Here is a 14,157-nt window from a genome sequence, read left to right as displayed (position 1 = left end):
TGTCGCCAAAACGCGTGAACACCGCTAGGCTTTCTATCAGATGATAGCCGTCAGGGCGCCTGCCGGTGACATGCAGCGCAAGATTGATTTTGGCGTACGCAGGCCAAGTGCGCACACCGAAAGCGGTGTCCACTGCGTTTGATGTAAGCGAAATGATGGTCAGTCCTTGGCCAGTCGGTATTCGCCGGTCTTCGGATCCTTGACCAGCGTTCCGATCGCGCCGTTGGCCGTCTGCTTTTCTGTGCGCCGCACCTTGGCGGTCACGCGCTCGGCTTCCCTAATGAAGGTGCGGTAGCCGAAATAAGCGGCAACGCCAACGACGGCGAAGAAAATGATCTGCGGCATGCCAAAACTCCTCCCACGCTGGGCCGGCGAAGGCGGCCGGTCGGGTCGGTTGATGCATGTCGACCCGGTTTTGGGGACACGACATGCATGAAACTCAAGCTCTCATGCTAGACGGTTTTGCCGGGTTTTCAAAGCCCGAAGCGAGACCACAATGCGCGCTCTTCCGCCGCATCGATCACGCCGCTGGCGGCAGCGGCTACGATATCGGGCGCTGAAAAGCCCTTGCTTGAGCCGAACAGGCCGAAGCGGCTAAGAAAACCGCGCGGTGTCGTGATCAGCCTGAGCTGGGTTTTCGCCCCGAAACGGGTCTTGAGCACAGTGCGCATGTCGCCGAGCGCATCGACCAGACCGAGTTCGAGGCCCTTGATGCCGGTCCAGAACAGGCCGGTGAACAGGTCCGGGTCGTCCTTCAGTTTCGTGCCGCGCCGCTCCTTGACGAGGTCGATGAAGGTTGCGTGCACCTCGAGCTGCAGCGCCTTCAGCCGTTCGACATCTTCCTTCTTCTCGGGCTTGAACGGATCGAGCACCGCCTTGTTCTGGCCGGCGGTGTGGACACGGCGCTCGACACCGATCTTTTTCATCAGTTCAGGGAAGCCGAACGAGGCCGATACCACGCCGATCGAACCGACGATGGACGACGGATCGGCGAAGATCTCGTCACCGGCGACCGCGATCATGTAGCCGCCCGACGCCGCGACATCCTCGACGAAGACCAGTACCTTTTTGTTCTTTTCCGTGGCCAGGTCACGGATGCGCTTGAAGATCAGCCGAGACTGCACCGGCGAGCCGCCCGGCGAATTGATCGAGATGGCGACCGCCGGCGCGTCGTAGGAGAACGCCTTCTCGATGAGGCCGGCGGTGGAAGCCAGCGACAGGCTCGGCCGAAACTGGCCACCGCCTGCCATGATGGTGCCGTGCAGCCGGATCACCGGAATGGTGACGACGGTGGAGCGCCAGGATTTCGGCAGCAGGCGGTTGATAAGGCGTTTCACGAGGGCGCGGTCTCCGGTCGGTGGGTTGCAGGCATGTAGGGATTTCCCGGCCAACGGCAATGTCGCCGGGCAGAATAGCTCAATCTCCGAACAGCGAGGCGAGGCCGTTGGTGATCATTTCGCTGCGCTCGTCGGGGCCGTTGCCTGACTGCGTGTGGAGCATTAGGGGCGGGCGTATGGCAAGCTTTCCCCGCGCCCCGAGCGCTGCCCGCACGACGATGCGGATCGCCGCCGCATCGGGACGAGGGTGGACGGCGAGCATCTCGGCATCGCCGAAGCGGCCGGCGATCGCATCGAGAATGGCGCCGAGCTGTTCGGGCCGGGCGATTACGGCGAGCCCGCCGCGCGGCCTCACCACCGCCGCCGCACTTCTGATCCAGCTCTCGAACAGCCCGTCCTCCATGACATGGGCTTCCTTTCGCAGGCGATCCGATGTGGCGCGGTCCCGGGGGGCATTGAAAGGCGGGTTCATGATGACGAAGTCGAAGTCGTTGTCGGCGAGGCCGGCGGCCGCCCGCGCCCGGCCCGATACGGTGACATTGGCGACCAGCACGGAGGCGCGATCGCTCAGATGGGCATTGCCGGGATGGGCAAGCGTCGCCGCCGCGAAGGCCGCCATTTCCGGCGCGCGTTCGACAAGCACCGCCTCTGCCGCCGGGCAGCGTGACAGCACCGCCAGTCCGGCAGCTCCGGCTCCCGCGCCGAAATCGGCCAGGCGCCCGCCAAAGGTCGATGGCACGGATGCCGCCAGCATCATCGCATCCATGCCGGCGCGATGGCCGCCCTGCTTGGGCTGGACGAGCCAGAACCGGCCGCGATGGAAGGCGTCGACCGTATGGGCCGGCGTGTCCGGAACAAGGGCGGGCGCGGCGGGCATTATTTTCCGCGGATCTCGTTGGCGATGCCGGCATCCCTGAGGATGCGCCGTGCCGCGTCGGCCTGGTCGGCGTCGACCATGACGCGTTTCTGCAAAAGACCGATCGATCCTTCGAGAATGCTCATATTCTGATCGGCGACAAAGCAGGCGATGCCGGCGTCGCGCATCAGCGATTCCACAAAGGAGATGATCACGGCATCGTTGGTGCGGACAAGTTCTATCATCGTATGAAACTCGCAGTTTGCGCTATTGATGTAAACGGGCAGGGGATTCCGAGGCAGAGCCCCGTTCCCTCTGTGGTCGTTGACATTCCGTCATCGACGCCGCGCCAATTCGCCACTTGCCGTGGCCATGTCCGCCGCCCTAGAGTCCATGCAGGGACTAAGGGTGCCGTCGCACGCTCTATACCAAGACGGGAGTGATTGTCGTGGGTGTCGTTCTCAACATCGAAAACGGGAAGCGGGAGCCCGCCTCCATCAAGGATCTGATCGATCTGACTGCCGCCGATATGGGGCGCGTCAATGAATTGATCCTGTCCAAGGCCGGCTCCGACGTCGAGATGATCCCGGAGGTCGCCAATCATCTGATCTCGTCCGGCGGCAAACGGCTGCGGCCGATGCTGACGCTCGCCGCCGCGCAGATGTTCGGCTATGCCGGCGAGGGCCACGTCAAGCTCGCCACCTCCGTCGAATTCATGCACACGGCGACGCTGCTGCACGACGATGTCGTCGACGAGAGCGGCATGCGGCGCGGCAAGAAGACCGCCCGCATGATCTGGGGCAACCAGGCAAGCGTGCTGGTCGGCGACTTCCTGCTCGGCCAGGCTTTCCGCATGATGGTCGATGTCGGCTCGCTCGAAGCGCTCGATATCCTGTCGAGTGCTGCCTCGATCATCGCCGAGGGCGAGGTTATGCAGCTTGCCGCCGCCAAGAACCTCGAAACCACCGAGGACGAGCATTTCGCCGTCATCAAGGCCAAGACCGCCGCACTTTTTTCGGCTGCTGCCGAGGTAGGGCCCGTCATTGCCCAGGCGACCCGCAACGATCGTGCGGCGCTGCGCTCCTACGGCATGAATCTCGGCCTTGCCTTCCAGCTGATCGATGACGCGCTGGACTATGGCGGCACCAGCAAGGATCTCGGCAAGAATGTCGGCGACGATTTCCGCGAAGGCAAGGTGACCTTGCCGGTCATTCTCGCCTATCGGCGGGGCACGAAGGCCGAGCGCACTTTCTGGAAGCGTGCCATCGAGGACAATGTCACCGATGACGCCGGCCTGGAAAAGGCGATCGGCCTGATGACTCGCCATGGCGCCATCGCCGACACGATCGGACGAGCCCGCCATTTCGGCGAGATCGCCCGCGACGCGCTGGCGCCGCTGGAAGCGACGCCGCAGAAATCGGCGCTGATCGACGTCATCGATTTCTGCATCAGCCGGGTGAACTGAGCGGCGTCACCCGGTTGCCCGCTGCTTCGCCTTTCCCGGCAAAGCGAACGCGGCCAGCAGGCTGACAAAGATGCCCGCCGCCGCCAGCCAGAAGGCGATCTGTATGCCGTCGGCGATCGCGGCCTTCAGTGCATCGCCAGTCAATCCGCCGACATGGCTGTTGGCGATCGCGATCAATGTCGCCATGCCGATCGCGTTGCCGATGTTGAGCGTCGTGCAGGCCATTCCCGAGGCAACGCCCTGTTCGTCGTGTGCCACGCCCGACGCGGCCGCGATCCACATGGCGGTCCAGACGATGCCCTGTCCGACACCGGAGATGATCAGGCCGGGAACGATGGCGGCATAGCTGCTGTCGGCTGATGCTCCAAGGACCATCAGCGCTGTGCCGGCTGCGCCGACTATCATGCCGCCGACCAGGGTCGAGCGTGTAGAAAAGCGCGTCGCCAGGCGCTCACCGAGCTGCGTGCCGGCGGCGATGGCGATCGACGGCACCAGGAACGCCAGGCCTGTTTGCAGGGCGGTGAAGCCATGTACGGTCTGCAACAGCACGGTCAGGAAATAGGGCAGGGCTCCGAACGTTCCCATGAACAGGAAGGTGATCGTCATGCCGGCGACGAGGCTGCGATTGCGGAACAGCCGCAGCGGCATCAGCGGGTCAGCGCTCTTCGCCTCAATCAGCGCGAAGGCGATAATGAAGATCGCTGCCAGTGCGGCGCTGGCGATGATCGCTGGCGAACCCCAGCCATATTCAGGTCCCTGGACCAGCGTGAAGACCAGCAATGTGGCGCCTGCGGTGACGGTCAGCGCGCCCGGCAGATCGAAGTTGCGGTGCTGGTGCCGCTTGGGATCGCGCGGAATGATGGCAAATGCGGCGATGATGGCGATGCCAGCCAGCAGCACATTGACGTAGAAGACCGACGACCAGCCGAAGGCGCCTGTCAGGATTCCACCGGCCAGTGAGCCAAGGGTAAGGCCGCTCGCGCCGGCACCGCCCCACACCGCCAGCGCCCTGTTGCGTTCCGGTCCTTCGGCAAACAGGCGGTTGATCAGCGAGAGCGTCGCCGGGAACAGGAAAGCGCCGCCGATGCCTTGCACGGCACGCGCAGCGATGATGATTTCCGGCGACCAGGCGAGGCCGCCGACCAGCGACGAAAGCGCATAGAGCCAGAGCGCGAAGATGAAGATGCGGCGCTGACCGATAAGGTCGGCGGCGCGGCCGCCGAACAGCAGAAAACCGCCGGTAAACACGGTGTAGGCGCTCACCACCCATTGCAAGGTCTGGCCGGAAAAGCCCAGCCCAGCCCCGATTTCGGGCAGCGCCACGAAGACGATGTTGATGTCGAGAGCGATGATAAGCTGGGCGAAGGCGAGCAATGCCAGCGTGGCGCCGCGCTTCGCGCCAATCCCTCCCTGTGTCGCAGTGGCGCCGAATGGCAGCCCTTGATCGAGTGAACTCATGCCAGTCTCCTTTCGATTCTTTATCGATCGACAAAGAATTGAATTTGCAATCTTGAGTCAAGCGGATTATTTGTGGATCGATAAAGAAATGGAGGTTGCGATGGCGGGACGGCCAAGGGAGTTCGACAGAGCCCAGGCTCTGCAGAAAGCGCGCGATGCCTTCTGGATGCGCGGCTACGAGGGCACCTCGATGGCCGACCTCGTCTCCATGCTTGGCCTGGCCTCGGCGCGCATCTATGCCGCCTTTGGCTCGAAGGAGGATCTGTTTCGCGAAGCCGTTGTTCTCTACGAAACCAGCGAAGGAAGCTTCGCCACCGGTGCCCTTGCCGAAGAACCAACCGCTCGGCGGTTTGTCGAGCGGCTGCTGCGCGATGCGATCGATATCTACACAAGGCCGGATCTGCCGAAGGGCTGCATGGTTGTCTCGGCCGCCACCAACTGCGCTACCGAAAATGACGGCGTGCTGCATTGGCTGGCCGAGCGCCGACTGGCGCGCAATGCATTGATTGTGGAGCGCCTGAGAAAGGGTGTTCGCGACGGCGACCTCAAGCCGGATACCGATCCGGAAGCGCTTGGCGACTACTACACCACGCTGTTGTTTGGCCTCTCAGTGCAGGCGCGCGACGGGGTGCCGAAGAAGCGGCTGCATGACCTGGTCACCGTGGCGATGCCTGCGCTCGACGGTTTCGTCTCACAGCCTTGAGTCTTGCTTCTGGCGCCTCGCGATTTCGACTGCAATTGTCTCGACAAGCTGCCCTGCCGCAAATTATCTATAAAACATGGCAAAGGGCACAGACGACACCATCGCGGTGCGCATCAGCAAGGTTCTGGCGGACCGCATCATATCCGGCGCGATCGAGCCGGGGGCCAGGCTTCGGCAGGATCATATCGCCGAGGAATTCCAAACCAGCCATGTTCCCGTGCGCGAGGCCTTCCGGCGTCTGGAGGCGCAAGGGCTGGCCATCGGCGAGCCGCGGCGCGGCGTGCGCGTCGCGTCTTTCGATCTGGGCGAGGTCAAGGAGGTCGCCGAAATGCGCGCCGCCCTTGAGGTGCTGGCGCTGCGCCACGCCGCGCCGCACCTGACATCGGCCATTCTCGATCTCGCCGAGGAGGCGACCAAGGCCGGCGACAAGTCCCGCGATGTCAGGTCGTGGGAAGAGGCCAACCGCGCCTTCCACCGCTTGATCCTGTCGCCATGCGGCATGCCGCGCCTGCTCGCGACCATCGACGATCTGCACGCGGCAAGCGCCCGTTTCCTGTTCGCGGCATGGCGGTCGGAGTGGGAGACGCGCACCGATCAGGACCATCGCGCGATCCTCTCCGCCTTGCGGCAGGGAAACACCGAATCCGCGGCCGTCACACTGGGGCGGCACGTCCAATGGATTGGCCGCAAGCCGGTCAGGACGGCCTCCGGGACGACGCGCGAAGCTTTTGCCATCGTAGGTTAGTCGGCCTCCGCCAAAGCCAGGGCTTGCAATCTCCAGGGAAGTGTGGATTCGATAATAGATCGGAAAGAGAAATTATCTATAATTTTCAATCGATCAAAGGAATCCCAATGACAGACGTCGCATTCTCCCCCGGCAAGCCGTCGTTCAGTCCGCTCCGGCTCCAGGATCGTTCTCTTGCCTGGCAGGTTGGAGCCGTCGTGCTTGGCACCCTGTTCCTGGCGCTGGCGTCCTATATCGAGGTGCCGATGGTGCCGGTCCCGGTAAACATGCAGACCTTTGCCGTGACCCTGATCGGCGCGCTCTATGGCTGGCGGCTTGGCGCGCTCACCATCGTCGCCTGGCTGGTCGAGGGTGCGGTCGGCTTTCCGGTTCTGTCCGGAGGGGCAGCGGGTGCGGCGCATTTCGTCGGGCCGACGGGTGGCTATCTCTTCGCCTTCCCGCTTGTCGGCGCCTTGGTCGGCTGGCTAGCAGAACGCGGCTGGAACGGCAAAAGGGTGATGCTTGCCTTTGTCGCCATGCTGCTTGGCAACCTTGCCTGCCTTGTGCTGGGCACAGCATGGCTTGCCGTCATGATTGGAGCCGAACAGGCCGTTACCTTCGGCTTCCTGCCGTTCATCGTCGGCGGCTTGCTCAAGTCAGCGCTGGGTGCCGCGACCCTCATGGCCTTTCCCGGCGGCAAGGCCAAGCCGGCCAATCCGTGACGATCAAGCTGCGCGCCCATCATCTCCTTTGCCCGCTCACCTATGTGGGCAAGGGATACAGCCCCGCCTTCACCGCCAATTATGATCGCGTCGCGGAGCGCCTGAGCCGGGGCGAGGACATCCTCCTCGTTTCCGGCCCCGACGATGTCTGCGCTCCATTGCTCGACGAGCCGGAACCTCACTGCCTCAACGAGAGCGTCGTCGAGCGGGACCGGCTCGCCGCGCTGGATGTAGGAGAATTGCTGGCGCGGCCAATCCGGGTCGGCACCCACCTCGATCTCGACACGGGGACCTTGGCCCGGATGCGGCAGGCGTTTTCGGCTGGCCTTGTACGCAAGGCCTGCGGCGGCTGCGAATGGAACGAACTGTGCAGCACGATAGCGGCCGGTGGATACAGCGACACGCTGGTGCAGCGGTCCGCCGCGCCAGCCGAGGGTTGATATTGGCCCCGAGCCTTAGCGGTCGAAGCCGAGCTCAAGGGTCGAATCTGCGATATCTTCGGCGCCGCGCAGGGCCAACACCGAAATTCAAGACCGGAAAACTGGTGCCTGTCGCCATGATTTGTTAATCGGGTGCCCGGATTGTGAATTCGAGGCGGATTGAAGCGCGACCCCAAAAAGGCCATGCTTTGCCTGGAAAGATCGAGTCTACGCCGATCCCGCTGATGCGGAGATGGCGCCTGGCTGAAAGGGATATGATGCGGCAAGGACGTGCGCGCTGGCTGACAAGGCTGGCAATTGTGACCGGCATGGCGATCTCGGCTTTGCCGGCCTATGCCAAGCAAACCACCGAACCGGTCAAGATCACGTCGTTTTCGGGCGCTTATCTGGCGGCCCGGGTCGCCGAGGGCGACAACGACCTCGACAGGGCCATCGCCTACTACAAGCAAGCATTGGCCTTCGACCCGAGCGACACCGGCCTGCAGCAGAGCCTGATGCTGTCGCTGATCGCGCAAGGGCGCTTCGACGAATCCCTGGTCTATGCCGACAAGCTCAAGGAAGTGCCTGACGTCGAGCGTTTCTCGCGCTTGGCGCTCGCCGTCGATTCCTTCCACAAGAAGGATTTCACCAAGGCGCAGTACTGGCTCAAGCTGTCGCTGGAATCCGATCTCGACCGGTTGATCTCCGGCGTGATGTCCGGCTGGGCGCAGCAAGGCGCCGGCGAGCCTGCCGATGCGATGGCGTCCATCGACAAGCTGCAGGGGCCGGATTGGTTCGGCCTGTTCAAGTCGTTCCACCGCGCCCTGATCGCTGATGCATCCGGCATGCCCGAAAAGGCCGAGGCGATCTATGCCGCGACCATGCAGGATACCGCCGCCGGCGGTGCTGCTCCCGAAACCTGGATGCGCAACGCCCAGGCCTACGCCTCGTTCCTGGTCCGCAAGGGCGACAAGACCAAGGCGCTGTCGGTGCTCGACCAAGCCGAGGCGTTTTCGCCGGGCAAGCTGGAAATCGTCGCCTTGCGCGACCGAATTGCAAAAGGCGACAAGATTGCGCCGCTGGTTGCCGGCCCATCCGATGGCGCCTCCGAAATCCTGCTCGACCTCGCCACCGCGCTCAACCGTGGCGGCGGCGAGCCGTTCGTGCGCCTCTATCTGCAATATGCGCTTGCTTTGAAGCCTGACAGCGACGCTGCCCTTGTGCAACTCGCCGCCGTGTCCGAGCAATTGAAGGACGGCGAAGGTGCCATCGCGCTCTATCGCCGGATTCCCGCCGCTTCGCCGCTGAAGGAGCTTTCGGACCTGCAACTCGGCCTCAATCTTGCCGATCTCGACCGTCACGAAGAAGCGATCACCCATCTGAAAGCCTTGGTCGACGCCCATCCCAATGACATGCGCGCCTATCTGGCGCTCGGCGGCGTCTATTCCTCGAAGGACGATTTCCGTTCGGCCGCCACTCTCTACGATAAGGCCGTCGAGGTGCTGAAGGCGCCGACCGCGGCCAACTGGAACATCTTCTACCAGCGCGGCATCGCTTATGAGCGTCTGAAGGAATGGCCCAAGGCCGAGCCGAACTTCCGCAAGGCGCTGGAACTGTTCCCCGACCAGCCGCAGGTGCTGAACTATCTCGGCTATTCCTGGGTCGACATGAACATGAACCTCAAGGAAGGCCTGGCGATGATTCAAAAGGCCGTCGACCTCAGGCCGAGCGACGGTTACATCGTCGATTCGCTGGGTTGGGCCTATTTCCGCCTCGGCAGGTTCGATGACGCGGTGCGCGAAATGGAACGCGCCGTGTCGCTGAAGCCGGAAGATCCGGTTCTCAACGATCACCTCGGCGACGCCTACTGGCGCGTCGGCCGCAAGCTGGAAGCCACCTTCCAGTGGAACCAGGCTCGCGACCTGAAGCCGGACCCCGATGTGCTGGCCAAATTGCAGCAGAAGCTGATGAAGGGCCTGCCGCCGATCGAGTCCAACACGGCGCAGGAAACCCCGAAGGTCAAGCCAGAGCCGGTGCCCGCCCCGAAAGGGTGAAGTTCGCCATTTGAATTCAATGCAAACGGGGCTCTTTTCGGAGTCCCGTTTTCGTTTGAACCGGATTCGGCTGGCTGCCTCAGAAGAGCTTGCGATAGACGACGAAGCCGGAGTGTTCGGCGACCTTGTCGTAAAGCTTCATCGCCGTGTGATTGGTCTCATGCGTCAGCCAGTATACCCGGCCTGAGCCGGCCGCCTGCGCGCGCTCGTAAACGCGCTCGATCAGCGCCCGTCCGATGCCTTTGCCACGCGAGGCCTGCGTGGTGAAAAGGTCCTGCAGATAGCAATTCGGCGCGATCGCCGTGGTGCTGCGATGGAAGAGATAGTGCACGAGGCCGAGAAGCTGTCCCTCGCCTTCGGCCACCAGCGCGTGGACCGGCTCATAGGCATCGAAGAAACGAGACCATGTCATCTGGGTGATCTCACCCGGCAGGGCCGTTTCACCCGAGCGGCCATAAAATGCATTGTAGCCGTCCCACAGCGGCAGCCATTGCTCGAAATCCTGTCGCGTGACAGGGCGGATGACGATCGGGCTGGGCATGGCTGAAACCTGTTGTCGTTGCTGCACAGGCGAACAGAGCGCAGGCCCCAGAGATGGGCAATGGGCCAGCCCCTGCAAAGCTTTCAACATTGTCCATAATGTCGGGGTGACCGCATCGGCGTGCTTTGCTTGACGCTTTGCTGTTGGGTCTCTAGGACGTGCCGGCAAGCTAGCCTGTGCTGTCGAGGCCATCCGTGACAATTGAAATCCCCGCCCATATGCATCCCAGCCGCTCGTTCCAGGGGCTGATCCTGACCTTGCACAACTATTGGGCGGCCTATGGCTGCGTCATCCTGCAACCCTACGACATGGAAGTCGGCGCCGGCACCTTTCATCCGGCAACGACGCTGCGCGCGCTCGGCCCAAAACGCTGGAACGCTGCCTATGTCCAGCCCTCGCGCCGCCCCAAGGACGGGCGTTATGGCGAGAACCCGAACCGGCTGCAGCATTATTACCAGTACCAGGTGATCCTGAAGCCGAACCCGCCCAATTTGCAGGAACTCTATCTCGGCTCGCTGGCGGCGATCGGCGTCGATCCGCTGCTGCACGACATCCGCTTCGTCGAGGATGATTGGGAAAGCCCGACGCTGGGCGCCTGGGGTCTCGGCTGGGAATGCTGGTGCGACGGCATGGAAGTCTCGCAGTTCACCTACTTCCAGCAGGTCTGCGGCATCGAATGCGCGCCGGTGGCCGGCGAACTCACCTACGGGCTGGAGCGGCTGGCCATGTATGTGCAGGGCGTCGACAATGTCTACGACCTCAATTTCAACGGCCGCGAAGGCGCCGACAAGGTCACCTATGGCGATGTCTTCCTGCAGGCCGAGCAGGAATATTCGCGCCACAACTTCGAACACGCCAACACGGCGATGCTTCTGCGCCACTTCGAGGACGCCGAGGCCGAGTGCAAGGCGCTGCTCGACGCCGGCGCGCCGGCATCGAACGACAATCTGCCGATGCACCGCATGGTTTTCCCGGCCTACGACCAGTGCATCAAGGCCAGCCATGTCTTCAACCTGCTCGACGCACGCGGCGTGATTTCGGTCACCGAGCGGCAGAGCTACATCCTGCGGGTGCGCAATCTGGCCAAGGCCTGCGGCGAAGCGTTTTTGAAGACGCAGGCGGGTGGCTTGGCGGCCTGAGCTTCAGGCCCGCTTCATCATCTCGAGGGAAACGTTGATCGGCGGTACGGCCTGACCGCCGGCACCGTCGATCGTGCGCAATGCCTGTCGAACGCCCGGCATCGAGAAGGCACCGTGAGCCTGCGCCGTGAAGCAGGCGCCGAGCGCGAGGATCTGCAGAAGTCTGGATGCCGTTTTCATGGTCGTTGAGCCAATAGTTTCCTGCCTGAGCGTGGGTCGCTTCAGCGCTGCGTTCGGTTCATGGAAATCTTTGATCCAAGGACGGGTGGCGCGGTCTTGTCCCGACAGGGCGGCCAAAATTTCTGGAAACGGGCGCAAATCGGCGATCCCCGCGCGGAAAGGGTGACAGCGGCCAGCCGAGTTGCTATGCCCCCGCCCGGACCATTTTGCCGCGTGAGCCCCATCCATGCCTGACCTGCTTCTAGAACTCCGCTCGGAAGAGATTCCTGCCCGCATGCAGCGCAAGGCGGCGGGTGATCTCAGGAAGATGCTGACCGACGGCCTGGTCGAGGCGGGGCTGACCTATGAAGCGGCGCGCGAGTACTGGACGCCACGCCGGCTGACGCTCGATATCAGGGGCCTCACCGCGCGCTCGAAAGATATAAGCGAAGAGATCAAGGGGCCTTCGACATCGGCGCCTGAACAGGCGGTCCAGGGGTTCCTGCGCAAGGCCGGACTTTCCTCGATCGCCGAGGCCCATGTCCATTCCGATCCGAAGAAGGGCGATTTTTATGTCGCCCACATTTCGAGGCCGGGCAGGGCGGCGGAAGAGATCATCGCCGAACTGGTGCCGGGCATCATCCGCAATTTCCCGTGGACGAAATCGATGCGCTGGGGACCGGCCTCGGCCAAGCCAGGCTCGCTGCGCTGGGTGCGCCCGCTGCAATCGATCCTGTGCACCTTCGGCCCGGAGACAGAGGAGCCTGTCGTGGTCGATTTCGAGATCGACGGCATCCGCTCCGGCAACACCACCTACGGCCACCGCTTCCATGCGCCTGACGCCATCACGGTGCGCCGCTTCGACGACTATGTTTCCAAGCTGGAAGCGGCCAAGGTCGTGCTCGATGCTGATCGGCGCAAGGAGATCATCCTTGCCGACGCCCGCAATCTAGCCTTCGCCAACGGGCTTGATCTGGTCGAGGACGAAGGGCTGCTGGAGGAGGTGTCCGGGCTGGTCGAATGGCCTGTCGTGCTGATGGGCGAGTTCGAGGAGGCATTCCTGGCCATTCCAGCCGAAGTGATCCGACTGACCATCCGCGCCAACCAGAAGTGCTTTGTGACGCGGCCGCAGGGTGTCGACGACGCGCTTTCCAGCCGCTTCATCCTCACAGCCAATATCGAAGCGAAGGATGGCGGCAAGGAGATCGCCCACGGCAACGGCAAGGTGGTGCGCGCCCGCCTGTCCGACGCGCTTTATTTCTGGACGACCGACCAGGGCGATTTGCCTGACCTGGCTGAGCTCGAGGCATCGGCGGAAAAATTCGGGCTTGATCTCAAGAAGCCGCTCGACCAGCGCATGGCCCGGCTCGACCATCTCGGCGTGACTTTCCACGCCAAGCTCGGCACGCAGGGCGAACGGGTGGAGCGGATCAAGCGATTGGCGGAAGAACTGGCGCCGATCGTGGCGCAGTCAATCTCCCCCCTTGAGGAGGAGATGGCCGGCAGGCCAGAGGGGGTCGCCGCGCGTGAAGCGCCGGCGTCCTCTGACCGCGATGGGGCGTCGCATCCGGTCGTGCCGACCCCCTCTGTCGCCTTCGGCGACATCTCCCCCTCGAGGGGGGAGATTATCGCGCTCGCAGGTCGTGCCGCCGTCTTGGCCAAGGCCGATCTCACCACCGAAGTCGTCGGCGAGTTTCCGGAACTGCAGGGCGCAATGGGCCGCAAATATGCGCTGCTTCAGGGCGAGCATGCATCGGTCGCCGCTGCAGCGGAGGAACACTACAAGCCGCAGGGCCCGTCCGATCGCGTACCGAGCGATCTGGTGTCGGTCGCTGTCGCGCTCGCCGACAAGCTGGATACACTGGTCGGCTTCTGGGCGATCGACGAAAAGCCGACAGGGTCGAAGGACCCTTATGCGTTGCGGCGGGCCGCGCTCGGGGTTGTTAGAATATTGGTCGAGAATAATATTCGACTGGCGCTGATATCCATTGTCGGGACGGCTTCCGACCTCCTCTCCTTCTTCCACGACCGCCTGAAGGTCTATCTCCGTGACCAGGGCGCACGGCATGATCTCATCGATGCGGTGTTGGCGGCAGGTTCGCGCCCCATCTCCCCCCTAGAGGGGGAGATGTCGGCGAAGCCGACAGAGGGGGGCGCTATCCCGCCGACCTCTCAGCGCGAAGCGCCCCCCTCTGCCCTGCCGGGCATCTCCCCCACAAGGGGGGAGATTGGCCAATCGCCGAACGACGATCTCCTGCAGATCGTGCGCAGGGTCGAGGCGCTGGGCTCCTTCCTCGATACGGAGGACGGTAAGAACCTGCTCGCCGGCACCAAGCGTGCGGCCAACATTCTGGCCGCCGAGGAGAAGAAGAAAACGGCGGTCGCCGAAACCGTTGAGCCGGCGCTGTTTCGCGAGGATGCCGAGAAATCGCTGTTTGCGGCGGTGAATCAGGCTGAGAAGCAAGCCGGCGAAGCGATTCAAAACGATGACTTTTCCGGCGCCCTGCTGGCGCTTAGCGTGTTGCGCGAACCGGTTGATTCATTCTTTGAGCATGTTCTCGTAAACGATGAGGATCAGGC

Annotated in this window: 15 protein-coding genes and 1 pseudogene; 8 read left to right on the top strand and 8 right to left on the bottom strand. The window is 63.2% G+C overall.

Annotated elements, in window-relative coordinates:
• The 5 genes and pseudogenes from EN964_RS08565 to EN964_RS08545 all read right to left on the bottom strand — a co-directional run.
• Positions 1 to 133 (bottom strand): annotated as a pseudogene (locus tag EN964_RS08565) (4-(cytidine 5'-diphospho)-2-C-methyl-D-erythritol kinase); the annotation flags it as partial.
• A 26-nt stretch (positions 134 to 159) separates the two neighbouring features.
• A complete protein-coding gene (locus tag EN964_RS08560; protein ID WP_023808667.1) occupies positions 160 to 345 on the bottom strand; it encodes a membrane protein in 186 nt (61 codons plus the stop codon).
• 128 nt (positions 346 to 473) lie between these two features.
• On the bottom strand, positions 474 to 1,337 hold the full coding sequence (locus EN964_RS08555) for a S49 family peptidase (RefSeq protein WP_127272776.1): 864 nt from the start codon (positions 1,335 to 1,337) through the stop codon (positions 474 to 476).
• A gap of 79 nt (positions 1,338 to 1,416) precedes the next feature.
• Positions 1,417 to 2,214 (bottom strand): tRNA1(Val) (adenine(37)-N6)-methyltransferase, encoded by a 798-nt coding sequence (locus EN964_RS08550; RefSeq protein ID WP_127272009.1) that lies wholly within the window; start codon positions 2,212 to 2,214, stop codon positions 1,417 to 1,419.
• Entirely contained in the window at positions 2,214 to 2,438 is a 225-nt protein-coding gene (locus EN964_RS08545) for a DUF2007 domain-containing protein (protein WP_063167652.1), read from the bottom strand. The genes EN964_RS08550 and EN964_RS08545 overlap by 1 nt, the downstream gene beginning before the upstream one ends.
• A 203-nt stretch (positions 2,439 to 2,641) precedes the next feature.
• Here EN964_RS08545 and EN964_RS08540 point away from each other — a divergent pair, with 203 nt between their 5' ends.
• Positions 2,642 to 3,658, top strand: coding sequence for a polyprenyl synthetase family protein (locus EN964_RS08540; RefSeq protein WP_127272280.1), 1,017 nt, complete (start codon positions 2,642 to 2,644; stop codon positions 3,656 to 3,658).
• A 6-nt stretch (positions 3,659 to 3,664) separates the two neighbouring features.
• Here the strand turns inward: EN964_RS08540 and EN964_RS08535 are convergent, their stop codons facing one another.
• Positions 3,665 to 5,116 (bottom strand): MFS transporter, encoded by a 1,452-nt coding sequence (locus EN964_RS08535; RefSeq protein ID WP_127268977.1) that lies wholly within the window; start codon positions 5,114 to 5,116, stop codon positions 3,665 to 3,667.
• 100 nt (positions 5,117 to 5,216) lie between these two features.
• Here EN964_RS08535 and EN964_RS08530 point away from each other — a divergent pair, with 100 nt between their 5' ends.
• The 5 genes from EN964_RS08530 (at position 5,217) to EN964_RS08510 (ending at position 9,738) form a co-directional block, all read left to right on the top strand.
• Positions 5,217 to 5,819, top strand: a complete 603-nt coding sequence (locus EN964_RS08530; protein WP_127268976.1) for a TetR/AcrR family transcriptional regulator — start codon at positions 5,217 to 5,219, stop codon at positions 5,817 to 5,819.
• Positions 5,820 to 5,895: 76 nt separating this feature from the next.
• On the top strand, positions 5,896 to 6,564 hold the full coding sequence (locus EN964_RS08525; protein WP_127272279.1) for a GntR family transcriptional regulator: 669 nt from the start codon (positions 5,896 to 5,898) through the stop codon (positions 6,562 to 6,564).
• 107 nt (positions 6,565 to 6,671) lie between these two features.
• Complete coding sequence (locus tag EN964_RS08520) at positions 6,672 to 7,265, top strand: biotin transporter BioY (RefSeq protein WP_127268974.1); 594 nt, start codon at positions 6,672 to 6,674, stop codon at positions 7,263 to 7,265.
• On the top strand, positions 7,262 to 7,705 hold the full coding sequence (locus EN964_RS08515) for a DUF1284 domain-containing protein (RefSeq protein ID WP_127268973.1): 444 nt from the start codon (positions 7,262 to 7,264) through the stop codon (positions 7,703 to 7,705). The genes EN964_RS08520 and EN964_RS08515 overlap by 4 nt, the downstream gene beginning before the upstream one ends.
• A 257-nt stretch (positions 7,706 to 7,962) precedes the next feature.
• Positions 7,963 to 9,738 carry a tetratricopeptide repeat protein gene (locus EN964_RS08510; protein ID WP_127272281.1) on the top strand — a complete coding sequence of 592 codons (1,776 nt, stop codon included), beginning with the start codon at positions 7,963 to 7,965 and terminating at the stop codon, positions 9,736 to 9,738.
• A 79-nt stretch (positions 9,739 to 9,817) separates the two neighbouring features.
• On the opposite strand, the gene EN964_RS08505 is transcribed toward EN964_RS08510, so the two are convergent.
• A complete protein-coding gene (locus tag EN964_RS08505) occupies positions 9,818 to 10,279 on the bottom strand; it encodes a GNAT family N-acetyltransferase (protein WP_127270006.1) in 462 nt (153 codons plus the stop codon).
• Positions 10,280 to 10,497: 218 nt separating this feature from the next.
• On the opposite strand from EN964_RS08505, the gene EN964_RS08500 reads away from it, so the two are divergent.
• Positions 10,498 to 11,418, top strand: a complete 921-nt coding sequence (locus tag EN964_RS08500; RefSeq protein ID WP_174800366.1) for a glycine--tRNA ligase subunit alpha — start codon at positions 10,498 to 10,500, stop codon at positions 11,416 to 11,418.
• A gap of 3 nt (positions 11,419 to 11,421) precedes the next feature.
• Here EN964_RS08500 and EN964_RS08495 read toward each other — a convergent pair whose 3' ends face one another.
• Positions 11,422 to 11,736 (bottom strand): hypothetical protein, encoded by a 315-nt coding sequence (locus EN964_RS08495; protein ID WP_127270002.1) that lies wholly within the window; start codon positions 11,734 to 11,736, stop codon positions 11,422 to 11,424.
• A gap of 88 nt (positions 11,737 to 11,824) precedes the next feature.
• Here EN964_RS08495 and glyS point away from each other — a divergent pair.
• The coding region (glyS, locus tag EN964_RS08490; RefSeq protein WP_127276296.1) for a glycine--tRNA ligase subunit beta at positions 11,825 to 14,157 on the top strand (2,333 nt) is incomplete at its 3' end.

It is taken from the genome of Mesorhizobium sp. M7A.F.Ca.CA.001.10.2.1 (assembly GCF_003998575.1).
Taxonomy (GTDB): Bacteria; Pseudomonadota; Alphaproteobacteria; order Rhizobiales; family Rhizobiaceae; genus Mesorhizobium.
The sequence above is the reverse complement of the archived record's forward strand: the minus strand, read 5'-3'. Positions and strand labels throughout refer to the sequence as shown.